At 61.7% G+C, this 24,725-nt stretch carries 23 protein-coding genes; 14 read left to right on the top strand and 9 right to left on the bottom strand.

Annotated features, from left to right (window positions below; translation table 11 throughout):
• Positions 1-526: 526 nt before the first annotated feature.
• Positions 527-2,362 carry an ABC transporter ATP-binding protein gene (locus B3H64_RS03400; RefSeq protein WP_286732943.1) on the top strand — a complete coding sequence of 612 codons (1,836 nt, stop codon included), beginning with the start codon at positions 527-529 and terminating at the stop codon, positions 2,360-2,362.
• The gene (locus B3H64_RS03395) at positions 2,352-4,184 is read left to right on the top strand and encodes an ABC transporter ATP-binding protein (protein WP_286732941.1); all 1,833 of its coding nucleotides are present in this window, start codon (positions 2,352-2,354) and stop codon (positions 4,182-4,184) included. Before B3H64_RS03400 ends, B3H64_RS03395 begins: the two co-directional genes overlap by 11 nt.
• A gap of 54 nt (positions 4,185-4,238) precedes the next feature.
• Here B3H64_RS03395 and B3H64_RS03390 read toward each other — a convergent pair whose 3' ends face one another.
• Together B3H64_RS03390 and ypeB are read right to left on the bottom strand one after the other, a co-directional pair.
• Positions 4,239-4,370, bottom strand: a complete 132-nt coding sequence (locus B3H64_RS03390) for a hypothetical protein (protein ID WP_286732938.1) — start codon at positions 4,368-4,370, stop codon at positions 4,239-4,241.
• Between the two features lie 160 nt (positions 4,371-4,530).
• Positions 4,531-5,901 carry a germination protein YpeB gene (ypeB, locus tag B3H64_RS03385; protein WP_286732936.1) on the bottom strand — a complete coding sequence of 457 codons (1,371 nt, stop codon included), beginning with the start codon at positions 5,899-5,901 and terminating at the stop codon, positions 4,531-4,533.
• A gap of 418 nt (positions 5,902-6,319) precedes the next feature.
• Between ypeB and abc-f the strand changes: the two genes are divergently transcribed.
• Entirely contained in the window at positions 6,320-7,798 is a 1,479-nt protein-coding gene (abc-f, locus tag B3H64_RS03380; RefSeq protein WP_286732933.1) for a ribosomal protection-like ABC-F family protein, read from the top strand.
• Positions 7,799-7,867: 69 nt separating this feature from the next.
• On the opposite strand, the gene gltX is transcribed toward abc-f, so the two are convergent.
• Positions 7,868-9,358 (bottom strand): glutamate--tRNA ligase, encoded by a 1,491-nt coding sequence (gene gltX / locus B3H64_RS03375; RefSeq protein WP_286732930.1) that lies wholly within the window; start codon positions 9,356-9,358, stop codon positions 7,868-7,870.
• A gap of 142 nt (positions 9,359-9,500) precedes the next feature.
• Between gltX and trpS the strand changes: the two genes are divergently transcribed.
• The 4 genes from trpS to B3H64_RS03355 are packed head-to-tail and all read left to right on the top strand — an operon-like array spanning position 9,501 to position 13,628.
• Positions 9,501-10,508: a tryptophan--tRNA ligase gene (trpS, locus tag B3H64_RS03370; protein ID WP_050618254.1), complete on the top strand. Its 1,008-nt coding sequence runs from the start codon at positions 9,501-9,503 to the stop codon at positions 10,506-10,508.
• Positions 10,509-10,528: 20 nt separating this feature from the next.
• Positions 10,529-11,650, top strand: coding sequence for an MraY family glycosyltransferase (locus B3H64_RS03365; RefSeq protein WP_050618255.1), 1,122 nt, complete (start codon positions 10,529-10,531; stop codon positions 11,648-11,650).
• Complete coding sequence (gene wecB / locus B3H64_RS03360; RefSeq protein ID WP_286732926.1) at positions 11,647-12,798, top strand: non-hydrolyzing UDP-N-acetylglucosamine 2-epimerase; 1,152 nt, start codon at positions 11,647-11,649, stop codon at positions 12,796-12,798. Before B3H64_RS03365 ends, wecB begins: the two co-directional genes overlap by 4 nt.
• Before the next feature lie 38 nt (positions 12,799-12,836).
• Positions 12,837-13,628: a hypothetical protein gene (locus tag B3H64_RS03355; RefSeq protein WP_050618257.1), complete on the top strand. Its 792-nt coding sequence runs from the start codon at positions 12,837-12,839 to the stop codon at positions 13,626-13,628.
• Between the two features lie 51 nt (positions 13,629-13,679).
• On the opposite strand, the gene B3H64_RS03350 is transcribed toward B3H64_RS03355, so the two are convergent.
• Genes B3H64_RS03350 through B3H64_RS03340 form a run of 3 tightly spaced genes read right to left on the bottom strand, consistent with a single transcriptional unit; the run spans position 13,680 to position 15,005 of the window.
• Positions 13,680-14,132, bottom strand: coding sequence for a hypothetical protein (locus B3H64_RS03350; protein WP_050618258.1), 453 nt, complete (start codon positions 14,130-14,132; stop codon positions 13,680-13,682).
• Positions 14,125-14,673, bottom strand: a complete 549-nt coding sequence (locus B3H64_RS03345) for a hypothetical protein (RefSeq protein WP_286732922.1) — start codon at positions 14,671-14,673, stop codon at positions 14,125-14,127. Before B3H64_RS03345 ends, B3H64_RS03350 begins: the two co-directional genes overlap by 8 nt.
• A 50-nt stretch (positions 14,674-14,723) precedes the next feature.
• Positions 14,724-15,005 (bottom strand): hypothetical protein, encoded by a 282-nt coding sequence (locus B3H64_RS03340; RefSeq protein ID WP_050618260.1) that lies wholly within the window; start codon positions 15,003-15,005, stop codon positions 14,724-14,726.
• 136 nt (positions 15,006-15,141) lie between these two features.
• Here B3H64_RS03340 and B3H64_RS03335 point away from each other — a divergent pair, with 136 nt between their 5' ends.
• From B3H64_RS03335 to B3H64_RS03325, 3 genes are read left to right on the top strand one after another with little or no spacing between them, the layout of a single operon-like run.
• Positions 15,142-15,609, top strand: a complete 468-nt coding sequence (locus B3H64_RS03335; RefSeq protein ID WP_050618261.1) for a YfcE family phosphodiesterase — start codon at positions 15,142-15,144, stop codon at positions 15,607-15,609.
• 44 nt (positions 15,610-15,653) lie between these two features.
• Positions 15,654-16,430 (top strand): type III pantothenate kinase, encoded by a 777-nt coding sequence (locus B3H64_RS03330; protein WP_050618262.1) that lies wholly within the window; start codon positions 15,654-15,656, stop codon positions 16,428-16,430.
• Positions 16,431-16,472: 42 nt separating this feature from the next.
• Positions 16,473-17,846, top strand: coding sequence for an MATE family efflux transporter (locus tag B3H64_RS03325; RefSeq protein ID WP_286732919.1), 1,374 nt, complete (start codon positions 16,473-16,475; stop codon positions 17,844-17,846).
• A gap of 64 nt (positions 17,847-17,910) precedes the next feature.
• Here B3H64_RS03325 and B3H64_RS03320 read toward each other — a convergent pair whose 3' ends face one another.
• A complete protein-coding gene (locus B3H64_RS03320; protein ID WP_050618264.1) occupies positions 17,911-18,549 on the bottom strand; it encodes a chloramphenicol acetyltransferase in 639 nt (212 codons plus the stop codon).
• A 1-nt stretch (position 18,550) separates the two neighbouring features.
• Positions 18,551-19,195: an endonuclease III gene (nth, locus tag B3H64_RS03315; RefSeq protein WP_050618265.1), complete on the bottom strand. Its 645-nt coding sequence runs from the start codon at positions 19,193-19,195 to the stop codon at positions 18,551-18,553.
• A 170-nt stretch (positions 19,196-19,365) separates the two neighbouring features.
• On the opposite strand from nth, the gene glyA reads away from it, so the two are divergent.
• Both glyA and B3H64_RS03305 read left to right on the top strand, forming a co-directional pair.
• On the top strand, positions 19,366-20,607 hold the full coding sequence (gene glyA, locus B3H64_RS03310; RefSeq protein WP_050618266.1) for a serine hydroxymethyltransferase: 1,242 nt from the start codon (positions 19,366-19,368) through the stop codon (positions 20,605-20,607).
• A gap of 69 nt (positions 20,608-20,676) precedes the next feature.
• Positions 20,677-21,948: a replication-associated recombination protein A gene (locus B3H64_RS03305; protein ID WP_050618267.1), complete on the top strand. Its 1,272-nt coding sequence runs from the start codon at positions 20,677-20,679 to the stop codon at positions 21,946-21,948.
• Here the strand turns inward: B3H64_RS03305 and B3H64_RS03300 are convergent.
• Complete coding sequence (locus tag B3H64_RS03300) at positions 21,945-22,880, bottom strand: S1 RNA-binding domain-containing protein (protein ID WP_286732902.1); 936 nt, start codon at positions 22,878-22,880, stop codon at positions 21,945-21,947. The genes B3H64_RS03305 and B3H64_RS03300 overlap by 4 nt on opposite strands.
• A gap of 426 nt (positions 22,881-23,306) precedes the next feature.
• On the opposite strand from B3H64_RS03300, the gene B3H64_RS03295 reads away from it, so the two are divergent.
• A complete protein-coding gene (locus B3H64_RS03295) occupies positions 23,307-23,501 on the top strand; it encodes a DUF951 domain-containing protein (protein WP_050618269.1) in 195 nt (64 codons plus the stop codon).
• Positions 23,498-24,565: a histidinol-phosphate transaminase gene (hisC, locus tag B3H64_RS03290; protein ID WP_286732901.1), complete on the top strand. Its 1,068-nt coding sequence runs from the start codon at positions 23,498-23,500 to the stop codon at positions 24,563-24,565. The genes B3H64_RS03295 and hisC overlap by 4 nt, the downstream gene beginning before the upstream one ends.
• Positions 24,566-24,725 lie beyond the last annotated feature (160 nt).

Here is a 24,725-nt window from a genome sequence, read left to right as displayed (position 1 = left end):
GACTTCTAATAGTTAATCTTTCTTGGCGTATCAAGGCGTTGTTCTGTTGTTGTTTAAAGCAAATTGCGTGCCAAAAGATTATCTTGCATAAAACCCCGCAATTCCAAGGCCCTTGGAGGACGGCAGAGCATTCCCATTTAAATCTGAGTTGCGAAAATGCATCCTGGATGTTGCGCAGTCGTTAAAACCGTGTGATGTAGGAGTAGGATATGCCCAAGGATAAAAATGCCTCTGCGGAGAAGTCTCTCTGTGAGACATTTCCGCAGAGGCGCAAAGACTTTTTGGAGGGGATTCAGGATACAGAAAACTCCTCCCCAATATGCATTCAGAAATCCGTGTATGAGACTGCGGTGGGCTTGACGAATTGCCCTGCCCGGGTTATACTGATAAAAACGCAGCATAGAGGCCATGCCGTCCCCATCCCGGAGGGCGCTGGCCGCGTATTTCCGGACAGAGATGACCTGCGGTCTTTCTGTGCGCCCCCTTGGGGCGCTTTTTTTGTCGGAAAAGAGAGGAGGAATCCTTTGTGGAACAAACTCGCCGCGGAAAGGCGGCGCTGATCTGGCACTTTTTGAGGGGGGTGCTGGGCCTTTTTCTAGCCGCACTGGTCTTTTCCATGCTGAACACGGTGTGCAATGCGGTGACGCCTCAGATCATTCGGACGACCGTAGATTCGATCATCGGTGACAAGCCGTTTGCCCTGCCAAATACTGCTGCCGAGTGGATGGGCGGCCTGGAGCTGACCCGGGCGCTGGCCTGGGCCGCCGGGGCGGTCCTGGCGGCGGCGGCGGCATCCGGCGTCTGCAATTACTTCAGCCGCCTGTGCACAGCCAAGTGTTCCGAGCGGTTCGTCAAGGGGATGCGGGACGAGCTCTACGGTCACATCCAGCGCCTGCCCTTTGCGTGGCACACGGCCCATCAGACGGGGGAGATCATCCAGCGGTGTACCTCTGACGTAGAGGTCATTCGCGGCTTTGTCACAAACCAATTTTTAGAGGCCTTCCGCACCATCTTCCTGGTGACCTTTTATCTGATGATCATGTTTTCCATGGATGCGGAGATCTCGCTCATCGCGCTGGCCTTTCTGCCTGTGGTCGTGGGCTACTCCGTCTTCTTCTACCGCAAAATCGCCAGCCGGTTCCTGGCGGCGGATGAGGCGGAGGGGGAGCTCTCCACGGCGGTACAGGAGAACCTGACGGGGGTGCGGGTGGTCCGGGCCTTCGGACGGGAGCGCTTTGAGATCCAGCGCTTTGATGAGAAGAACGAGCGGTTTTCTCAGCTTTGGATCAAGCTGGGGCAGATCCTGAGCGCCTATTGGGGCAGTGGTGACCTGATTACCGGCCTGCAGATCCTGACGGTGCTGCTGGCCGGGGTGCAGAAGACCGTGGACGGAGGTATCACCTCGGGGGAGCTTTTGGCCTTTCTGTCCTATAACGCCGCCATGGTCTGGCCGGTTCGTGCCCTGGGCCGCATTTTGTCCGAGATGAGCAAGGCCGGCGTGTCCATCGACCGGGTGAATGATATCCTGAGCGCCGGGGAGGAACGCCAGCCGGCCCAGCCGTTGAGGCCGCCCATGGACCGGGATATCCGCTTCGAACACGTCACCTTCGGCTATGAAGAGCAGACTCCGGTGCTGCGGGATGTGGACTTTACCATCCCGGCCGGGACTACCTTTGCCATTCTGGGCGGGACAGGCAGCGGAAAAAGCACTCTGGTCCACCTGTTGGACCGCCTTTATGATCTGGAACCGGGGCAGGGCCGGGTGACCATCGGCGGGGTGGACGTGACGGAGATCCCCAGAGATTACCTGCGCAGCCACATCGGCCTGGTTCTCCAGGAGCCCTTCCTCTTTTCCCGTACCATCGAGGAGAACATCCGGGCCACCGCCCCGCGGGCCGGCCGGGAGGAGGTGCGTCACGCCGCCCAGGTGGCCTGCGTGGACCGGGCCATGGAGGAGATGCGCCTGGGCTACGACACCATGGTGGGGGAGCGGGGTGTGACCCTCTCCGGCGGACAGAAGCAGCGGGTGGCCATCGCGCGGATGCTGATGCAGCAGGCCCCCATCATGGTTTTTGACGACTCCCTGTCCGCTGTGGACGCCGAGACTGACGCCCAGATCCGCGCCGCGCTGAAGGAGCACGAGCAGGGCCGCACCGTCATCCTGATCTCCCATCGGGTCACCAGCCTGATGCAGGCCGACCAGATTCTGGTCCTGGAGGGCGGCCGGGTAGCCGAGCTGGGGACCCATGCCCAGCTCCTGGCCCGAGGCGGCACCTACAAGCGCATCTATGACATCCAGATGAACCGCGACGACCGGGTACTGCTGGAGACGGAAGGGGGGAAAGAAGACCATGGCTTATGAGGAAAAGGAGTATGCCCAATCCTTTGACTGGCGGGTGTGGAGGGGGCTGATGCCCTTTCTGCGCCCCTACCGGAAGACCATTGCCCTGGTGGTGGTATTCAACCTTCTGTGCGCGCTGATCGACATTCTGCTGCCCCTCTTCCAGCGCTATGCCATCGACCATTTTATCGAGGAGGGGACTACGGAGGGCATGTTTGGCTTCGGGGTGGCCTACTTTGCAGCCATCCTGCTCCAGGCTCTTTTTGTGATCCTATTTACTCGCGGCTCCATGCGCATTGAGATGTACTTTGGGCGGGACCTGAAGCGGGCCTGCTTCGTCCATTTGCAGACGTTGTCCTTTTCCTACTACAATGTGACCCCGGTGGGATATATCCACTCCCGGGTCATGAGCGATACCAACCGCATCGCCACCATGACGGCCTGGAACCTGTTCGACATGCTCTGGTCCCTGGCCTATGTGCTGGGCGTTTTTGTCGCTATGCTGCTGCTGAATGTGCAGTTGGCCATGCTCATCATCCTGGTGGTCCCCGCGATCGCCGCACTCACCTGGTATTTCCAAAACCGCATTCTCCATTGGAACCGAAAGGTGCGCAAGCTCAACTCGAAGATCACCGGCGCCTTCAACGAGGGCATCACCGGCGCCAAAACATCCAAAACGCTGGTCATCGAGGAACAGAACCACCGCCAATTCCGGGAACTCACCGAGGAGATGCGGGCTTCGTCCGTGCGGGCCGCCCGGCTCTCCGCCGTGTATATCCCACTGGTGCTCTTTGTCAGCTCGGCGGCCACCGCGGTGGTACTGGCCAGGGGTGGCTTCCTGGTGGGCCGGGATCTGCTTCTGCTGGGGACCCTCTCCGCCTTCACCTCCTATGCGGTTGGCATCTTTGAGCCCATCCAGCAGTTTGCGCGCAATCTGGCCGACTTCATCTCCATGCAGGCCAGTATGGAACGGGTCACCGGTCTGCTGCACGAGGTGCCCCAGGTGGTGGATGCGCCCCAGGTGGTGGAGAAGTATGGAGATACCTTTCACCCCAAGCGGGAGAACTGGGAGACCATCCGGGGAGAGATCACGTTTGAGGACGTATCCTTCCGCTATCCGGACGGCGACGAGGATGTTCTGAGGCACTTCAGCCTTCACATCCCGGCGGGCACCACCGTAGCCATCGTGGGTGAGACCGGGGCGGGCAAGAGTACGCTTGTCAACCTGGCCTGCCGCTTTTTCGAGCCCACTGAGGGCCGTATCCTCATTGACGGCGTGGATTACCGGGAACGCAGCCAGCTTTGGCTACACAGCAGCATCGGCTACGTGCTCCAGAGCCCCCATCTCTTTTCCGGGACGGTGATGGAGAACATCCGATACGGGCGGCTGGAGGCCAGCGAACAGGAGGTCCGCCGGGCGGCCGAGGCGGTGAGCGCCGATACCGTGGTCAACAAGCTGGAGCAGGGCTATGACAGCCCGGTGGGGGAGGGAGGAGACCGGCTGTCCACCGGGGAAAAGCAACTGATCTCTTTCGCACGGGCCGTGCTGGCCGATCCGCGCATCTTTGTGCTGGACGAGGCCACCTCCTCGATCGACACTGAGACCGAGCAGCTTATTCAAAATGCCATCGCCCGCCTGCTGGAGGGGCGGACTTCCTTCCTCATTGCCCACCGGCTGTCCACTATCCGACACGCGGATGTGATCCTAGTGGTGAAGGACGGCCACATCGTAGAACAGGGCCGCCATGAGGAACTGCTGCGGCGGCAGGGCTACTACCATACCCTCTACAGCCGGCAATTTGCCGAAGAGGCGGCGCTGCGGCTGCTGGAGAACGGAAAATAAAAGCAAAAGAAAGAAAACAGCCCCCGCCGTGACGGCGGGGGCTGGACAGCGGCCTCAATCGGTGAGCCAGTTGGTGGAAGAGCGGATGACTGAACGCTCCTGCTCCGAGAGCTGGGACAGGAGATCCTCCGGGCCGGTTTCAGAGGGGGCATAGTCAATGATGATGCGTCCATCCTGCGGATCCACATGCACGTGCTTCACACCGGGGAGGCGGCGGAGCAGAGTACTTTGACGCTCGACAGCGCGGGGACTGGACAGATAGTCTGAGAAAAAGGAGTACAAATTCATCACCTCTCACGGATAGAATCCCCGGCATAGACATTCCGGGTTTGACCAAGGGGAAGGGCTAAATCACCAGCGTACCGGACTCGTCCTCAAGAAGAATGAGGATCTTTTCCTCCTGGCCGGTCTGCGCGTTGATATAGACCAGAACATGCCGGCCATCCGCAGACTGGCACTTGAACTCGTGCGTGAGCACCTCATATTCTCCGCCGGTGGGGATCAGCGCCAGTCGGTGGGAGAGGATATCCAGCTCGGGGGAGAGCGCCGCCTGGGCCTTACCCAGACTGACGGGGGAACGGGGCAGGTCCCGGAGGGTGTGGTTCATCAGATAGCCCTCCGACTCGAAACCCACGACCCGTCCGTTGTCCAGGGCTACCGAGACCTTCACCAGGTCGGGATAACAGAGGACCTCGCCCTGCTGGGCGGCAAAGTTGATGGTGAGCACGTTGCCCTGGTCGATGAAGTAGCTTTCCGTCATATTGGGATACCCACGGCTGGTCAAAAAAGCGGCTGCGGCGGCAACGGCCTCCTCCCGGGAGAGCGCCGCGGACTCCACCGGCCTGGAATGGAGCAGTTCCACCACCAGGCCACCCCGGCGGGTGACCTCCACATACAGCTCCCCGCCGTCTACCATGGCGGAGAAGGAGTAGGTGGGCAGTCTGCCGCTCCCGGCGGAGACCAGCGTAAAGAGCTCGGGCTTCAGGTCCAGAAATCGGGCGGCGGCCAGCCGGGCCTCGTCCTGCGTGACGTCCTCCCGGCCTTCCAGCATGGCGGGTGTCCGCCCGGCAATGTGCTCGGAGAAGGGACCGTCGTAAATGAGGGAGGGGAGCTCCGGAAAGTCGCTCTCCACCGTCTGATAGGAGGAATCGGCCAGCGTATGACCGCCTCCTTCGGCGGCGGAAAGGCGGGCCTCAGCGGCCTCCAGGTCTTCCAGGGTAACGGCTCCGCCCATCAGGTCGCTCTGGAGCCCCGCCACCCGGGCGGACAGGTCGCTGGCCCCCGCCGAGAGCCCGCGCAGGGCCTCCCGCTGCTCGTCTGAGCAGACCCCGGTGACGGCGGCGGACCGGGAAAGCGCGGCGGCGTAGTCTCCCGCCTTGGCCAAAAAGGCGGCGGTCTGCTCCAGCTCGATGTTGCTGTAGGGCAGCTCACCCAGCGCCATCTGGGCGGACATGGCCTTGCCGTAGATCTGGGTGCAGAGCACTCCCAGCATGGAGGGGGAGGTGGCGTAGATCCCCTTTTGCAGGGCCACATCCAGTTCGTTGAGATTGGCGGAGAGCTCGGCAAAGGCGTGACGGTAGCCGTTTTCCAGATAGAGGCGGTAGGCCTCTGCCCGGGCCCGGGCCTGCAGGGCGAGGCCGCCGACTATCACAAAGGCCGCGAGCAGAAAGCTGGCCGCCCGGACCAGGGTCCTGCGGCGGAAGATTTGTTTATGCATAAGAATGCCCCCTCTTTGCCATGCCCGCGCGCCGCGGCACAGCCATGTCGCCCCCATGACGGGCGGCGGCCTGAAATCATATCCCTATCTTGGTCCGGGCATGGATGCCTTATTCCTCCGGGGCTGTGAGAAATTTTGGCGCGGCGCTGCAAAGAGCTTTGAGACCATGCCCAGAGCCCGGTTTGACAAGCTGCGGGGGCTATGCTATATTAAACATAATATCGTAAGATTTGAGGTGAGAGGATGCGCAAATAACTTGCTGAACTGTTGTACAGCCAACGAGGCGGCCCGGGAGCCGCTGATTTGCTGTGCCCGTCGGCAAGCGACTGCGCTTCTCTCACGTTTTGCGCCGCCTATGGACAGAATGGGCGCGGAGCGTGGCCGCTCTGCGCCTTTTTTGTGCATATGGAGGTTTTTTATGGCTTTGATTGACATTTCCCGCCTCTCGTTTACCTACGAGGGCAGCTATGACCCGGTGTTTCAGGACCTGTCCCTGCAACTGGACACCGACTGGCGGCTGGGCCTCATCGGCCGGAACGGCCGGGGCAAGACCACCCTGCTCCGTCTGCTGATGGGGCAGGAGACCTACCGGGGGACCATCTCATCCCCGGTGGCCTTCGACTATTTCCCCTTTTCGGTGCCGGATGGGGCGCGCACCGGGGAGGAGGTGGCGGAAGCGCTGCACCCCGGCCTGGAGCGGTGGCGGCTGCTGAGGGAGCTGCACCTGCTGGACCTGGACGAGGGCGTCCTGTACCACCCCTTCGGTACGCTCTCCAACGGGGAGCAGACCCGATTCCTCCTGGCGCTGCTCTTCCTGGGAGACCACCGTTTCCTGCTGATCGACGAGCCAACCAACCACCTGGACCTGGCGGGCCGGGACCTGGCGGCAAACTATCTGGCGGGGAAACGAGGGTTCATCCTGGTATCCCATGACCGGGCCTTCCTAGACCGCTGCGTGGACCACGTGCTGGTGTTCAACCGGACGGGGATGGAGGTGCAGAAGGGGAATTTCTCCTCCTGGTGGGAGAACAAGGCACGGCGGGACCAGTTCGAGCGGGCGGAGCAGGCCCGGCTGAAAAAGGACATCCGCCGCCTGGACGAGGCGGCCCGCCGAGCCGCCGGGTGGTCCAACACGGTGGAAAGGACCAAGAAGGGGACCAAAAACTCCGGTCTGCGCCCGGACCGGGGGTTTATCGGGCACAAGGCGGCCAAAATGATGAAGCGCTCCAAGGCGTTGGTGGAGCGGCGGCAGAGCGCCGTGGAGGAGAAGTCCGAGCTCCTCCGGGATTTGGAGACGGCGGAGGCGCTGAAGCTCTACCCCCTGAGCCACTCCCAGCGGCGCATCCTGGAGGTGAAGGACCTCTGCGTGGATTACGGCGGCGGGCCGGTCTGCCCACCTCTCTCCTTCACCCTGGAGCGAGGGGAGCGGGTGGCCCTCCGGGGGCCCAACGGGGCGGGGAAGTCCAGCCTGCTGAAGCTGCTGCTGGGCCAAGAGATCCCACACACCGGCACGGTGTGGCTGGCGGGGGGATTGCAAATCTCCTATGTGCCCCAGGACCCCGGCTTTTTACGGGGGAAGCTGGGGGCATTTGCCCGTGAGAGCGATATTGACGAGAGCCTTTTTAAGGCCATTCTGCGCAAGCTGGACTTCCGGCGGGTGGAGTTTGAAAAGGACATGGCGGACTACAGCGGTGGGCAGAAGAAAAAGGTCCTTCTGGCCTGCAGTCTGTGTCAGCAGGCCCACCTCTACCTCTGGGACGAGCCGCTGAATTTCGTAGATGTGTACGCCCGGATGCAAATAGAGGACCTTTTGCTGACGTACCAGCCTACCATGATCTTCGTGGAGCACGACCGGGCCTTTACGGAGCAGGTAGCCACCAGCGTGGTGGAGCTGTAGGTGCCGGTCCTTATCGAAGATGAAAAAGCGGCGTCCTCCCGAAGGAGGACACCGCTTGGGTACAGGCGATCACTGGGCCAGCTTTTCCATGCCGGTCCGGATGCGGCGGAGCGTCTCGTCCTTGCCCAGAATCTGGCACAGCTCCACCGCCCCGCCGGGGGTGACGGCCTTGCCGCTGAGGGCGGTGCGCACCGGCCACATGATGCGGCCGTTCTTCAGCTCCAGCCGTTCGGCCAGGCCGATGAGCGCGTCGTGGATGGAGTCGTAGGTCCAGGGCTCTAACTGCTCCAGCACGGGCAGCACCTGCTGCAGGGCCTCCAGGGAGTTTTCCAGATTGGTCTTCATCTTCTTGTGAACGTACAGCTCGGTGGAGTAGTCGGGCAGCGCATCAAAAAAGTCCACCTGGGGAGCGATGTCCTCGAAGGTGTCGCATCGGGGCTGGACCAGGGGAGCGATGAGCTTCCAGTCAATGGCGGGATTTTTCACCGCTTGCCTCAGATAGGGCTCGGCGGCGGCGCAAAAGGCGTCCGCATCCATGGCCCGGAGATATTTGGCGTTGAAATACTTCAGCTTCTCCCGGTCAAAGATGGCGGGCGACTTGGAGATGCCGCCGATGTCAAAGCTGTGAGAGAGCTCATCCAGGGTGAAGAATTCCCGCTCACTCTCCTCGCCCTTAGGGGACCAGCCCAGCAGGGCCACGTAGTTGACCACAGCCTCGGACAAAAAGCCCATGGCCAGCAGATCCTCATAAGAGGGGTCCCCGTGGCGCTTGGACATCTTGTTGTGCTGGTCACGCATGACGGGAGAGCAGTGGATATAGGTGGGGACCTCCCAGCCGAAGGCCTGATAGAGCAGATTGTACTTGGGGGCGGAGGAGAGATACTCCGAGCCACGGACCACATGGGTGATGCCCATCAGGTGGTCGTCGATGACGTTGGCGAAGTTATAGGTGGGCAGGCCGTCGGACTTGATGAGCACCTGGTCGTCCAGCGTCTCATTTTCCACGGTGATGTCCCCAAACACCGCGTCGTGGAAGGTGGTGGAGCCACTGTCGGGGATACGCTGGCGGATCACGTAGGGAACGCCGGCGGCCAGCTTTGCGTCGATCTCCTCCCGGGTGAGGTGGCGACAGTGGCCGTCATAACCGCCGATACCGTTTTCCCCGTGGAGGGACTCCAGCCGCTCCTTATCACAGAAGCAGCGGTAGGCGCCGCCCTTTTCCACCAGAAGCTGGGCATACTTTCCATAGAGCGCCCGGCGCTCCGTCTGGATATAGGGGCCCACCGGGCCGCCCAGATCGGGACCCTCGTCCCAGGTGAGGCCGCACTTGCGCAGGGTGGCGTAGATGACGTCGGTGGCCCCCTCCACCAGCCGCCCCTGGTCGGTGTCCTCGATGCGCAGGATGAATTTGCCGCCGGAATGGCGGGCGATGAGCCAGGTATACAGGGCGGTGCGCAGATTGCCCACATGCATGTAGCCGGTGGGGGAGGGGGCGAACCGGGTACGGACCTCTCCGGTCGGGATGCGGCGCTCCATCTCCTCAAACCAAGTCATTTCCATGACGATTCCTCCAAAACGATCTTTTGTGTGTCTGGAACCATTCTAACGGCGTGGGTAAAACTTGTCAAGCGGTGCGGGATGTGATATGATAATCAAGTATGTAAATCCAGGGTATCGAACCTGATTTCGAGGTGTTTGAAGCATGGAAAACGAGAAGAAAGTGATTCTGTCCGGCATCCAGCCCAGCGGAGAACTGACTTTGGGCTCCTATCTGGGGGCCATCAAGAACTGGGTGGAGCTGGCCGATGAATACGACTGTTACTATATGATGGCGGATATGCACTCCATTACGGTGCGTCAGAACCCCGCCGACCTGCGCCGGCGGACCCTCACCCAGATGGCGGCCTATATCGCCTGCGGTCTGGACCCGGAGAAGAACACCATCTTCATCCAGTCCCATGTGCCCGCCCACGCCGAACTGGCCTGGGTGCTCAACTGCTACACCATGTTCGGGGAGCTCTCCCGCATGACGCAGTTCAAGGACAAGTCGGCCAAGAACGCCGACAACATCAACGCCGGGCTCTTCACCTATCCGGCCCTGATGGCCGCCGATATCCTCCTTTATCAGGCCGACCTGGTGCCGGTGGGCGGGGACCAGAAGCAGCATGTGGAGATCTGCCGCGATATTGCCAACCGCTTCAACGGCGTGTATGGAGAGGTGTTTCAGATCCCGGAGCCCTATATCCCCAAGGTGGGGGCCCGCATCATGTCCCTCACCAGCCCGGACAGCAAGATGTCCAAATCCGACAAGGACCCCAACGGCTGCGTCTACGTGCTGGAAAAGCCGGAGGACATCCTGCGCAAATTTAAAAAGGCCGTTACCGACAGCGACACCGAGCGCTGTGTCCGGTATGACCCGGAGCAGAAGCCCGGCGTGTCCAACCTCATGGCCATCTACTCCGTGGCCACGGGCCGAAGCTTCGACGAGATCGAGGCCGAGTTCGACGGCAAGGGCTACGGGGCGTTCAAGCCTGCCGTGGGCGAGGCCGTGGTGGAGATGTTCCGCCCCATCCGGGAGGAGACCGAGCGCATCCTGGCGGATAAGGCGTATCTGGAGTCCGTCTACCGCGCCGGGGCGGAGAAGGCCGGCTATGTGGCCAACAAGACCCTGCGCAAGGTCTATAAAAAGGTCGGCTTTGTGGCCCGCTGATACAAAGGAGTAACATACCCATGCCTTTGACCGAATTGAGCTTTCTCGGGCTGGTGGCCACCGCCCTGATCACGGCGCTGCTCATCTCCTTTGTGGCCACGCCGGTGGTCAAATCCTTGGCGCAGAAAGTGGGAGCGGTGGATGTGCCCAAAGACGGCCGCCGGATGCACGACCACCCCATCCCACGGATGGGCGGGCTGGCTATCTTCCTAGGCTTTACCCTGGCGGTACTGGTCTTTGCCGACCTGACCCGGCAGCTCCAGGGGATGCTGCTGGGGGCGGTGATCATCGTCGTCCTCGGCATCTTCGATGATATCTACGCCCTGCGGGCCTCCTTCAAATTCGTGGTCCAGATCATTGCCGCCCTGGTGGCGGTGCTCTACGGCGGCAACGTCATCTCCGTGCTGTCCAACCCCAATATCTTCAGCAGCAACCCCTGGTGGGTGCTGGGACCGCTGTCCATCCCCGTCACGGTGCTGTGGATCGTGGCTATCACCAACGCCGTCAATCTGATCGACGGGCTGGACGGCTTGGCGGTAGGGGTGTCGACCATCAGCTCCATGACCCTGCTGGTCATCGCCCTGACGGTGGCCGACTGGGAGGTGGCGGTGCTGATGGGGGCCTTGGCGGGGGCCTGCATCGGGTTCATGCCATACAACCTGAACCCCGCCAAGATTTTTATGGGGGACACTGGCTCCACCTTCCTGGGCTTTGTACTGGCGGTGGTGTCCATTCAGGGACTGTTCAAATTCTACACCATCATCTCCTTTGCAGTGCCCTTCCTCATGCTGGGACTGCCCATTTTTGACACGGCCTTCGCCTTTATCCGCCGCATCGCCCATGGGCAGAACCCCATGTCGCCGGATCGCAGCCACGTCCACCACCGCCTCATTGACATGGGCTTCAACCAGAAGCAGGCGGTGGCGGTGCTGTACGTCATCAGCGCCATTTTGGGCCTGTCCGCCGTGGTCCTGACCACCAGCGGCGCGCTGAAGGCGATGATGCTGCTTCTGGCCCTCTGCGCCGCCGGGGCGGTCTCAGCCCGGCTGTTTTGGGGCAATAACAACGGGAAAAACCACCCCGATGAACCGAGGAAGAACAAGCCGGAAGCCAAACCGGATGGAGGAGAGGACAAGCCATGAAGCCAATCCGTGTGATGACCATCTTCGGCACCCGGCCAGAGGCCATCAAAATGGCCCCGCTGGTCCGGGAACTGGCCGGGCGGGACGGCATCGAGAGCCTCTGCTGCGTGACGGCGCAGCACCGGCAGATGCTGGACAGCGTGCTGGAGATTTTTCGGCTGAAGCCGGACTACGACCTCAACATCATGGAGCCCAATCAGACGTTGTCCACCATCACCAGCAAGTGTCTGGCCGGGGTGGAACAGGTCCTGGGTCAGGCGAGACCGGACCTGGTGCTGGTCCACGGGGATACCTCCACCACCTTCGCCGGGGCGCTGGCTGCGTTTTACAGCAAGGTGGCAGTGGGCCATGTAGAGGCCGGGCTGCGAACCTATGACAAGTATTCCCCCTTTCCAGAAGAGATGAATCGGACGCTGGTGGGGGATATAGCCGATCTCCACTTCTGTCCCACGGTGGCCAACCGGGACAATCTGGCCAGGGAGGGGATCACCAAGGGTGTTTTTATTACCGGGAATACGGTGATTGACGCCCTGAAGACCACGATCGTAAAGGATTATCACTTTTCAACCGATGGTTTGAACCGGCTGGACTTTGCCGGCAAAAAAGTCATTTTGGTGACCTGTCACCGGCGGGAGAACTATGGCCGCCCCATGGAAAACATCATGGCGGCCCTGCGGCAGCTGGCCCAGACCTTTCCGGACGCCGAGCTGGTCTATCCGGTCCATCTGTCGCCGGTGGTGCAGCAGGCGGCCCACGCTGGGCTGGACGGCCTGCCGAACGTCCATCTGATCGCGCCGCTCTCCGCGGACGAGATGCACAATCTGATGGGCCGGTGCTACATGGTCATGACCGACTCCGGCGGGCTCCAGGAGGAGGCGCCCGCCCTGGGCAAGCCGGTGCTTGTCCTGCGGCGCGAGACCGAGCGGCCGGAGGCCATCGCCGCCGGAACCGTCAAGCTGGCCGGCACGGAACAGGAGGATATCTTCCGCATGGCGGCCGAACTGCTGGCGTGTCCCGAGGCCTATGCAGCCATGGCCCATGCGGTGAATCCCTACGGCGACGGATTTGCCTGCCGACGGATTGCGGACGCCATTGAGTGGCATTTTGGCCTGCGGCCGGAGCCGCCCCAGGCGTTTCGCGCGCAGTAAAAAAGGACGCCGCAGAAGGCGGGGGAGGTGGGACCGGCTTGGGACAGAAGAATAAGACGGTGCTCGCCCTTCTGATTGCCGTCGTCATTGTGGCGGCGGTGGGCGCCAGCTCCCTGTTCAATCTCATCAGTCCGGGGACCCCTGCTGTGGTGCTGCCGGCGGCGACTGAGCCCGGCAGCACGGAGGAGCCGGGTACACCCGGCGGTGACTTTTTCACGCCGGTGGAGGTCACGCCGGAGACGGTGCAGAGCGTGATCGAGACTCTGAGCCGCCCCAGCAACTATGCCCGGACGGTTACCATCCTCACCGCCGTCGGCGGGGATGCCTACGCGGCGGACACGGCCCGGGTGTGGGTGGACGGTGCGCCGGACACTACCTGGCCCCGGTGGACCCAGACGGAACGGACCAGACCCACCGGCCAGGTGGAGCACAGCATCATTGAGGAGACCGGAGAAGGGGAGGGAACGCTCTACCTCTGGTATAACAACGACCGGGAGTATCGCAGCTACCCGGCGGACCGCTGGTCGGCGGATCTGTCGCAGCGTATTCCGACCTACGAGGATGTGCTGGCGCTGGAACGGGACTCCATCACGGATACGGGTTACGAGGAAAAAAGCGGTACCCCCTGCATTTATGTCGAGGTGGAGGACCCGGAGCTGCACTACCGGCAGCGGTATTGGGTCTCGGTCAGCGACGGGCTGCTGGTGGCGGCCGAGACCGTCAAGGACGGCCAGGTGGTGCTCAGTGCCAGCGCCTCTGGCATGGAGTCCACCGAGGGCACCGCGTTCACCCTGCCGGACGGGACGGTGCTCCACCGCACCAGTGACTGAGCATGGCAGACAGGCACGCAGAGGGGCTCCCTCCGCGTGCCTGTTTTGACCTTATTCTTTTTCCTTGTCCTTATCTCTGCCGCCCAGACTGAACAGGAGCAGCAGGCCCAGGATAATGGCCATTTCGATGTTGTCTCCGTCGCCGTCCAGAAACAGGAACAGCAGGATGAGCAGCAGAAGGATATCGCCGGTATCAATCTCGTCCAGTTTCAAGCCCTTCAGAAGACCGGACAGCCAAGAGGCTTTCCGGTCCGGACCGCCCGGCGGCCCGGATGGTCCGGGAGGCGGCTGGTGGGCGGTATGCGCTCCCGCCGGCCCGGGGCCAGGGGAGGCGGCCCGGTGGGCCTGGTGAGATTCCGCTGCGTGAGTCGTCTGCGGCGGCGGCAGGTGCGCCTGACGGGAGGAAGCGCCGCCACGGGGCGGCTCGGGACGCCGGAAGGGAGGGGCGTCCTCCTCCACGACCCGGGTGTAGGTTGTGCCGTTGGGGATGTACCGGTTATACATGTTCGCCTTCGCCCCCTTCCTTGCTCTCGCGGAACATTCGAAGGGCGGCCCGAACCACCCGGGCCAGCCGGGCGGCCTGGATCGCCCGGTCTACCTTGGCGAACCGTTCTTCCTTGACAAAGGGGCGCAGGGCGGCCAGCAGGGCGGTCTTGTCATCGGCAGGACTGTTGTACTCGCTGATCAAACGCATCCCCAACTGGATGAGCCTGGGGTCCAGATCGGCCAGGGCGGACAGAGGATTGCCTCCGCCGTTCTGGAGCGCGCCTCCGCCGGAGCCTCCGTTCAGCAGACCGCCCAACCGGTTCAGCATCCCGGATAGATCCGGGGCGGCGCTCTGCGGCGCCTGGGGCGGCAGGGCGGGCGGCGCGGCCTGGAGGGGTTCGGGCTCTGCTGGCGGCGGAGGTGGCGCCTGGGGCGGCGGTGCCTGCGGCGGCGCGGCGTTCCCGTCCCCGGTCAGGGCGCGGGCGATGGACATGATCTGGCCCATGGCCTCCGGGTTGCCGAGTACGGCATTGAGTTGTTCCGTGAAGTCGTCGGCCATGGTTTGATCCCTCCAATCCAGTGCCGGGGAACTTCAGGCGGGGGTGCCCGTCATTTTCCCTGAATGGTCTTGTTGAGCTGTTCTACCACCTTGGCGCCGTTTGGGTCCTTCATCAGACGGTCCATCAGGCCCATAAGCTGGGAGGTGTCTCCCTTCATGGCGGCCTCCGCCGCAGATTTCAGGCCGCCGCCCGCGCTCTGGTTGAGGAGATTCATCAGATGCTGGGTCTCGGGGGCCTTGGCCAGGTTTTCCACCGCCGTCCTGTTCTTCAGAAGCTGGGCGGCTTGAGGGCTTTTCATAAGGTCGTTCATGTTGGGCTGACGATTTGCCATGGCAGTTTCCTCCTTCGAAGGCGGTACGGCCACGCCGGTCCGCCGGTTGGGGTTCCTAAATTTGGGTTCAAACTATTATATGTGCCGCGGCAGGTAAGGTGACTGCGCAGCGGCAGGTTCGGAAGAGAGGCACGAGATGAAAGCAGTGGTTTTTTCCGACTCCCATGGGGACACGGCTGCCATGCGGGAGGCGGTGGAGCGGGAGGCTCCCGATCAAATCCTCCACCTGGGGGATCTGGCCGGAGACGCCGAGCGGCTGGGCATCCGGTTCCCCCAAATCCCGCTGGAATATGTCTGCGGCAACTGTGACGGCTTTAGCCTGGCGCCGGCTGTGCGGCTTTTGGAGCTGCGGGGGCGGCGGGTCCTGATGATGCACGGGCATACCCATGGGGTAAAGACAGGCTATGGAGGCGCCATCGCCGCCGCCCGGCAGGTGGGCGCGGATATCCTGCTGTTCGGCCACACACACCAGGCGTATGCCGAGCGGCTGGAGGACGGGCTATGGGTGATGAATCCCGGTAGCTGCCAGAGCTGGGGTAGGTCCACTTACGGCGTTATTTTACTGGAAAAAATGGACACGCTGTGTTACACTGTACCAGTATAAACAGTATGAGCCCGCACATGGGAACATGCGGAGGAGGAAGTGCAATGCTGCTTGCCATTGATGTTGGAAATACCAATATGGTTTTTGGCCTGATCGAAGGGGACGCTCTGACGGGGAGCTTCCGGCTGATGACCGACGCGAACCGCACCTCGGATGAGATCGGGCTGGCGGCCTGGGACTACTTCCAGCGCTTCGGGCTGAAGACGGAGGATGTGGAGGACGTCATCATCGCCTCAGTGGTTCCCCAGGTCATGCACACGCTTTCCAACGCCATCATCAAATACTTCAACAAGACCCCCATCATTGTGGACGACGGAGTAGATCCCGGCCTGCCCTACGGTGTCAGCGGTGACGAACGGCTGGGCCCGGACCGGGCGGTGGCCTGTATCGGGGCCATGGCCAAGTACGGAGCGCCTCTGATCGTGTTGGACTTCGGGACAGCCACGACGTTGGACGCAGTCAACCAGGCCGGGGAGTACATGGGCGGCTGCATCACCGCGGGAGTGCGCATCGCGGCCGACGCTCTGTTTACGCAGACCGCCATGCTGCCTAAGGTGGAGCTGGTCAAACCGGACACGGTTCTGGGCTGCACTGCTGTGGGACAGATCCAGGCCGGAGCAGTGGTCGGCTATATCGGCGCCATGGAATACCTCATCCGGGAGGCAAAACGGGAGCTGGGCGGCGGCGATATCCGGGTGGTGGCTACCGGCGGACTGGCCCGGCTGATCGCGGACAACACCGGGCTCATCGATGATGTGGACCCGAGTCTCATCCTGGAGGGACTGCTCCTCATCTATAAGCGGTACAAGGAACAGGCGTAAGGGCGGCGTGCCGCCGATAAAAGAGGGAAGGGGGGGGTACCCATGCCGGAGCAGGAAATGGATATGACCCGCGGCAGCCCCATGCGGCTCATGGTGCGCTTTTCCCTGCCGCTGCTCTTTGGGAATGCGCTGGAGCAGTTCTATAACATGGTGGATAGCTGGGTCGTGGGAAATTTTGTGGGGACCTCCGCCATGGCGGCGGTAGGCATTGCCTTTCCCATTATCTTTTTACTCACCTCGCTGTTTATCGGAATGGCTGTGGGCACCAGCATCCTGATCGCGCAGTTTTTCGGCGCAGGGGACCGGGACGGGGTCCGCCGGTCGGTGGACACGGTGTACGGCGCGCTGATGGTGAGCATCTTGCCGCTGACCCTGCTGGCTCTGCTGGCCTCCGGCCCCATCCTGCGGCTTATCCAGGTGCCGGAGAGCGTATATGAGGAAGCCCATATCTATTTGATGGTGGTTTTTGCCGGAATCATCGGCAATCTGGGCTATAACGTCAATGCCGGTATCCTTCAGGGGTTAGGTGACAGCCGGACGCCGCTGCTTTTTCTGTCGGTGGCCTGCGGCATCAACATCGTGCTGGATCTCCTGTTCGTGCTGGTGTTCCATTGGGGCGTGTTCGGTGTGGCGTTAGCCACCATTCTGGCCCAGTGCTTTTCCTGGATATTTGGTGTTTTTCACATCAACCGGACCTATAAAACCTTCCGCATCTGCCTTTTCAGAAGCCCCATGGATCGGGGACTGCTGAAGCGGGTCCTGCGGCTGGGCATACCCTCTGGCATCCAGCAGTGCCAACTGGCGGTGGCGGTCTTGGTGATCCAGGCCCTGATCAACAGCTTTGGCGAGGCCTTCGCTGCCGGGTTTTCAGCGGCCAATAAAATTGATACTTTTGCCTTCATGCCGGTGGACAGCTTTTGCCTGGCAGTCACCACCTACGTGGGCCAGAACGTAGGGGCCGGTCGGCTGGATCGGGTGAAGGATGGGGTGCGGAAGTCGCTGCTCCTGTGCGTGGGGACCTGCCTGGTCATTTCAGTGCTGGTGGTACCCAATTCGGCGTGGCTCATCTCCATCTTCAATAAGGACCCGGTGGTTATTGCGGCGGGACAGGCCTATTTGGTGCGGGTGCTGTCCACTATGTGGCTACTGTCCATCATGTATCCGCTCAACAACGCCCTCCGGGGCGCGGGCGCATCGGTGGTGCCGATGGTGTCCAGTATTGTGGCCCTGTGGGGGGCGCGGGTGCCGGCGGCCTATGTGCTGGCTCATTTCTTTGGCAAAGAGAACCTCTACTGGGCCTATCCCATCGGCTGGACGGTGGGGATCGTCATCTCCGGGACCGTATACCTCCGGGGCAAGTGGAAGCTAAAATGCGCGGCTAGCCTGGAGTCTGTGCCAGATCCCGTGAAAGACTAAACGAGCGCGCCGCGAAACAACTGTTTCGCGGCGCGCTTTTCGGTCGGAAGTAGTGTAAAGGACGTTACAGCCCCGGGGCAAGCTGGTCCAGAAGGCCCTGGACCGCCTGGAGAAGCTGGGCGACATGCCACCCATCCAGCAGCCGGTGATTGAGCTGAACGGCATAGGGGAGGATAAGCCGCCCATTTCGCTCTTCATATTTGCCCCAGGTGATGCGGGGGATGGAGTCGTCTGGGTCGCAGTCCATCTCGTTGGAGAGTGAAGTAAAGGAGAACCAGGGTGTGCAGGAGATGTAGACCAGATCATCCCGGTTCTCCTGCTGAGCGTCGGGAAAGGGTTCCTTCTGAGTTAAGACCTGTTCCTCCGCCCGGCGGCAGAAAGCCTCCATTGTTCCGTCCAGAGGAACGTTGACTATTTTGATCAAGTGGGTGTCTTCATCCAGCACCACAAAACTGGGGTGAAGCCTGTCGTGGCGGACGATCCGATCCCCGCGGATTTTATAGAGGAAATCAGGCAGGCCGTTCATGGCTGTCAGGGTCGCATAGATAAGGGCGTAGTAGAAGGACAGTCCGTGTGCTTTGACATAAGACCGGAGGTTGGTCACGTCCAGGGATAGGGTCACGCCATAAAACGGGAAAGAGAGGCTGGAGAAAAAGCGAAAATGCTCTTTTCTCGGCCAGGAATGAAAGTCAATGTATTCCAAATCATGCGCCTTCCTTGCGGAAAAAGTCGCACCAGGGCCGCAGGGTGCAGTTGGGACAGTCAGGCTTCCGCGCCATGCAGACCGCCCGGCCATGGAGGACCAGCCGGTGGCAGAAGTCGTTGGATTCCTCCGGAGGCAGGATTGCCCGGAGCTGCTGCTCCACCTTGCCCGGGTCTTTGGTGCCGTCGGTGAGACCCAGCTTGCCGGAGATCCGGATACAGTGGGTGTCCGCCACCACTACCCCCGGCTTGTGGTAGATGTCCCCTAAAATGAGGTTGGCTGTCTTGCGGCCCACCCCGGGGAGGCGCAGCAGGTCCTCCATGGTGTCGGGGACTCTGCCGCCGTACTCCTCCAGAAGCATCCGGGAGGCGGCGACGATATCCCGAGCCTTGGCACGGAAGAAGCCGGTGGAGTGGATGTATTCCTCCACCTCGGTCACATCGGCGCTGGCCAGGGACTCCAGGGTGGGGAACCGGGCGAAGAGGGCGGGCGTGACTAGGTTCACCCGCTCGTCGGTGCACTGGGCGGCCAGGCGGACGGAGAAGAGCAGTTCATAGTCTTTGGGGTAATCCAGTGAGCAGATGCCGTCGGGATAGCGTATTTTCAGCTCCTCAATGATATGCAGCACGTCAGCTTTTTTCTTCATATGTGGGATTCCTTTCTTTTGTGTCGATTCATGGTATTATCATACCATAAACGGCGGTGAAATGCGACGGCCTTTTTCTGAGTATGACAGTTGTATTTCCTGGGAAGGTCCGGTATAATACCAATATATCGCTTTGACACATTACTTACTTAAGGAGAGGTGCGACGGCAATGGTTCAAGAAATGATCGACTTTCTGACTGCCAGCGATCCCGAGATCGGGGCTTCCGTGGCGGCCGAGCTGGCCCGCCAGAGACGGAACATCGAGCTTATCGCCTCCGAAAACATCGTCAGCGAGGCGGTGCTGGTGGCCATGGGGACAGTGCTGACCAACAAGTACGCCGAAGGCTACCCCGGCAAGCGGTACTACGGCGGCTGCCAGGAGGTGGACGTGGCGGAGAACATCGCCCGCGATCGGGCCTGCAAGCTCTTCGGCGCCGACCACGCCAATGTACAGCCCCACTCCGGCGCCCAGGCCAACTTTGCCGTCTATCAGGCCCTGTGTGAGCACGGCGACACCGTGCTGGGCATGGATCTGGGCAACGGCGGACACCTGACCCACGGCTCTCCCGTAAACTTCTCCGGCAAGAACTACCATATGGTGGCCTATGGCCTGGACGACAGGGGCTACATTGACTACGACCAGGTCCGCGATCTGGCCCGGCAGCACAAGCCCAAGATGATCATTGCCGGCGCCTCCGCCTACCCCCGTATCATCGACTTTAAGGCCTTTGCCGACATCGCCCACGAGGTGGGCGCTTATCTCTTCGTGGACATGGCCCACATCGCCGGTTTGGTGGCCGCCGGGCTCCACCCCTCGCCCGTGCCCTATGCCGACGTGGTTACCACCACCACCCACAAGACCCTGCGGGGTCCCCGGGGCGGCATGATCCTCTGCAAGGAGGAATTGGCCAAGAAGATCGACTCCGCCATTTTCCCAGGCTCCCAGGGCGGCCCGCTGATGCACATCATCGCCGCCAAGGCGGTGGCGCTGGGCGAGGCGCTCAAGCCGGAGTTCAAGGATTATCAGGGCCGTATCGTCAAAAACGCCCAGGCGCTGGCCGCCTCTCTGACCGCGTCCGGCTTTGATCTGGTCTCGGGCGGCACCGACAACCACCTGATGCTGGTGGACCTGCGCAAGGCGGGCATTACCGGCAAGGAGCTGGAGAAGCGTCTGGACGAGGTGCACATCACCGTCAACAAGAACGCCATCCCCAATGACCCGGAGAAGCCCTTTGTCACCAGCGGCATCCGTGTGGGCACCCCTGCCGTCACGACCCGCGGCATGGGCGAGGCGGATATGAAAGTCATCGGCCAGTTGATCTGGGAGACGGCTACCGATTTTGACGCCAAGGCGGACGCCATTCGGGAGACCGTGGCGGGCCTGTGCGGAAAGTATCCCCTTTACGAGTAATCGAACGTATGTTAGAATAGGGCAAACGGGGCGACCGTTTGCCCTATTTTTGCAGAAGGAGGGATGGCGATGGCATACCGGCCGTTGGCGGATGAAATTCGACCCACCAGCCTGGACGAGGTGGTGGGTCAAAGGCATATCCTGGGGGAGGGCGGCCTGCTCCGGCGCCTGATCGAGCGTGGGGATATCCCCAATATGGTATTTTACGGCCCGTCCGGTACCGGCAAGACCACAGTGGCCAATATCATTGCCGCACGGACCAACCGGACCCTGCGGCGGATCAACGCCACCACCGGCTCGCTGTCTGACATCAAGGAAGTCATCGCAGACGTGGGCACCATGCTGGCGCCCAACGGCATCCTGCTCTATCTGGATGAGATCCAGTACTTTAACAAAAAACAGCAGCAGTCCCTGCTGGAGGTCATCGAACGAGGGGATGTGACCCTCATCGCCTCCACAACGGAAAACCCGTACTTCTATGTCTATAACGCCGTCCTGAGCCGTTCCACTGTCTTTGAATTCAAGCCCATTGAGGCAGATGACGTGCTCCCGGCGGTGGACCGGGGCATGGCCCTGATGGGGGAGCGCCTGGGGGCGGAGGTAAGCTGTGAGGACGGGGTGCGGGAGCACATCGCCTCCTGCTGCGGCGGCGATGTGCGCAAAGCCATGAATGCCGTAGAGCTGCTGCTCAGCGCTGCCAAACGTAGGGAAGGAAAACTCCTTGTCACAATGGAGGACACCAAAATGGCAGCCCAGCGCTCCGCCATGCGATATGACCGGGCGGGAGACGACCACTACGACATCCTCTCCGCCCTCCAGAAGTCCATCCGCGGTTCCGACCCGGACGCCGCCTGCCACTACCTGGCCCGTCTGCTGGAGGCGGGAGACCTGATTTCCGCCTGCCGCCGCCTGATGGTCATCGCCTGTGAGGATGTGGGCCTGGCTTACCCACAGGTCATCCCCATCGTCAAGGCCTGTGTGGACGCGGCCAACATGCTGGGGCTGCCCGAGGCCCGTATCCCCCTGGGGGACGCGGCGGTCCTCATGGCGACCGCGCCGAAGTCCAACTCCGCGCACCTTGCGCTGGATGCGGCCATGGCGGATGTGCGGGCGGGCAGGACGGGGGATTATCCCCGTCACTTACAGAACGTTCATGCGGATTCCACCGGCTTGGAGCGGGAACAGGGCTACCTGTATCCCCATAACTTCCCGCATCACTATGTGAAGCAGCAATACCTGCCGGACCAGTTGGCGGGGGTCCGGTACTACGAATACGGCGAGAACAAGACCGAGCAGGCAGCCAAGCAGTACTGGGACCGCATCAAAGGAGAGACGGATTAGCCACCGAACACCGTCTCCATCCCCGATTTGGCGCAGCACTCGGGGGCATAGCGCCAGCGCGTCAGGGTGCCGCCGGTGATGTAATAGGTAAGCGGAGGCGGTGCAGGCTCGGCAGGCAGCCGGTCGATGACCAGCAGCTTGATTTTCATCCGCTCGGGCAGGACCGCCTTGAGGTAGACCGATACCCGGTCCCCTTCCTGCAGCGCGGCGCGGGGCTCGGCCAGGCCGGAGAGGTTGGGAAACAGCTCGATGAAGGCGCCGTAATCCTTAATGCCCCGGACATAGCCGGACACGGTCATGCCAGGGGAGAGGCGGGCGGCGTTCTCCTGCCAGGTGCCCAGCAGCTCCCGGTGGGTCAGCTTGACCCGGCCCAGCTCCGGCTCGGTGTCCAGAACGGCCGTGAGGATCTCCTGCCCCACGGTGAAGCGGCAGCCGGGATGGGGGATGCGGGAGACGGAAATGCGCTCGATGCCGATCATCGACACCAGCCCGCAGCCGATGTCCACGAAGGCGCCGAAGGGTTCCAGATGGGTGACGGTGGCGGGGATGACCATGCCGGGGCGCAGCCGCTCCATGAGGGCCTCCTGAGCCTGAAGCTGGGCCCTGCGCCGGGAGAGAACGATGCGGAGATCCGGCTCTTCTCCTTCCACGGACTCTACTGTAAAGCAGACAGGCTTTCCGACCCTGGAGAGAATGGCAATTTCCCGGGTGGTGCCTTCGGAAATGCCCAGGGCGGCCTGGTCCCGGGGGATCCGGCCGGTATAGGGCCCCAGTCGGACGATGAGGTCGTGGTTGGCGTCGCAGAGGAGGACGCGCCCTTCCAAAATGGCGCCCCGGTCCTGTGCGGCTAGCAGGCCGCCCTTGGAGGCGCAGGCGGCCAGGTTATCCGGGGCGGACAGGCGTCGGCCCTCGGGCAGATAGCGGTCCAACATGGCTCACATTCCTTTCTCTTGTCCACGCGCGGAGGGCGATGGAGGCTGATAGGCCACTATATGCGCTGGCGGAGAAGGAATTGACAGGGGACAAGGTGAAACCTATAATAATGTCTACGGCATAAACCGCCAAGCGGTTTATGCGTGCGGCCACTGCCGCATCATTTCATCAAAAGGGCTATAGATAGCCCTTTTGATGAAGTTTAGACATTGTTACAATGCGTCTTTCCGCTGGAGCGCCGGATTGCTCCAGCGGAAGGTGCAAGGTTTTCTGGCTCATTTGCCACAAAACCTTGCACCTGGAACAAAGCCAATTGGCCTCGAAAGCATGGGGATTCAAGGCTTTCGGCTTTGTTCAGTACGCATTACAATAGTAGAAATTGATTCGCGGCGTTGTGACTGAAAACGTGAAAGGGAGGGAGCGGCATGGACGTCCGGGTCGGCGACGTGCTGGAATTGAAAAAGGAGCACCCCTGCGGCAGTAAGAGCTGGAAGGTCCTGCGGGTCGGCATGGATTTTCGTATGAAGTGCGAGGGCTGCGGCCATGAGCTCATGCTGCCCCGCAGCAAGGTGGAAAAGAGCATCAAAAAAATCAAACGCCCCGGGGAGGCGGGATCATGAAGAATTTTTGGAGCAAGCGGATTCGGGATATGGTCCCCTATGTGCCGGGAGAACAGCCCAAGGATCGGAAATTTATCAAGCTGAACACCAACGAGAACCCGTATCCGCCGTCCCCGAAGGCGCTGGAGGCCATTCGGGCGGCTGTGGGGGACGGCTTGCGCCTCTACCCGGACCCGGAGTGCGCCGAGCTGCGTGACGCCATCGCGGAGTATCACGGCCTCCCGTCCGATATGGTCTTTGCGGGCAACGGCTCTGACGAGATCCTGGCGTTCTGCTTCCAGGCCTTTTTTGACCCGGACCGCACCATTTTGTTCCCCGACATCACCTATAGTTTTTACCCGGTTTATGCGGCCTACTTTGGTTTGACCTTCCGGGAGGTGCCTCTGGACGGGGACTTTGGAATGCCGGTGGCCGAGCTGTGCCGCGGCGGCAGCGGAGGCGTGGTGGTGGCCAACCCCAACGCGCCCACCGGCCGGGCCATCGAGCTGCATGCGCTCCGGGCCATTTTGGAATCCAACCCGGACTGTGTGGTGCTGGTGGACGAGGCCTATGTGGACTTTGGGGCCCAGACGGCGGCCGGGCTGGTGCCGGAGTATGACAACCTGGTGGTGGTCCACACCCTGTCCAAGAGCCGGTCCCTGGCGGGCCTGCGGGTGGGCTATGCACTGGGCCAGCCCAACCTGACGGCGGCGCTGCGCTGTGTCCGGGACTCCATCAACTCGTATACCGTGGACCGGCTGGCCCAGGCGGGGGGAGCCGCCGCGATGCGGGACCGGGCCTACTTTGAGGCGACGGCGGCCAAGGTACAGGCCACCCGGGAGCGGACGGCGGCCCGCCTGCGGGAGCTGTGCTTTACGGTGTACCCCTCCGCCGCCAACTTCATTTTTATCTCCCACCCCGACCGGGCCGCCCGGGCGCTTTTGGCAGGCCTGCGGGAAAAGGGCGTATTGGTCCGCTGGTTTGACCGGCCCCGCATCGACAATTACCTGCGGGTCTCCATCGGTACCGACGAAGAGATGGATGCCTTCTGCGCCGCCGTGCAGGAGCTGCTGACAAAAACCTGACCGCAGAAAGATTAACTATTAGAAGTCAACCCCCAAAATGAATGGCGGTGGTACAAAAACAGATGGTTCAAAAAAAGTATATCAAAGTAGAGGTCCGTTAGGACCCCAGGTGCCAGCGAGAGTAAGTTAGGCTACCAGACGGTACGGTTGTCTGGACTTC

Source organism: Intestinimonas sp. UBA1698 (assembly GCF_002320075.1).
In the GTDB taxonomy this organism is placed as follows: Bacteria; Bacillota; Clostridia; order Oscillospirales; family Oscillospiraceae; genus Intestinimonas; species Intestinimonas massiliensis.
The sequence above is the reverse complement of the archived record's forward strand: the minus strand, read 5'-3'. Positions and strand labels throughout refer to the sequence as shown.